Source organism: Acinetobacter sp. ABJ-A23_2 (assembly GCF_044538765.1).
In the GTDB taxonomy this organism is placed as follows: domain Bacteria; phylum Pseudomonadota; class Gammaproteobacteria; order Pseudomonadales; family Moraxellaceae; genus Acinetobacter; species Acinetobacter nosocomialis_A.
The window spans coordinates 1-255 of sequence record NZ_JBIUCP010000134.1; the positions used below are offsets into that span (position 1 = coordinate 1).

1 rRNA gene is annotated in these 255 nt (G+C 53.3%); it reads left to right on the forward strand.

Annotated features, from left to right (window positions below):
* Positions 1-219: ribosomal RNA gene (locus tag ACH63V_RS18195) — 16S ribosomal RNA — on the forward strand; the annotation flags it as partial.
* Positions 220-255 lie beyond the last annotated feature (36 nt).

A 255-nucleotide genomic window follows, 5' to 3' on the forward strand; every position in this document is an offset into this window, starting at 1 on the left:
ACTCCATGAAGTCGGAATCGCTAGTAATCGCGGATCAGAATGCCGCGGTGAATACGTTCCCGGGCCTTGTACACACCGCCCGTCACACCATGGGAGTTTGTTGCACCAGAAGTAGCTAGCCTAACTGTAAAGAGGGCGGTTACCACGGTGTGGCCGATGACTGGGGTGAAGTCGTAACAAGGTAGCCGTAGGGGAACCTGCGGCTGGATCACCTCCTTAACGAAAGATTGACGATTGGTAAGAATCCACAACAAG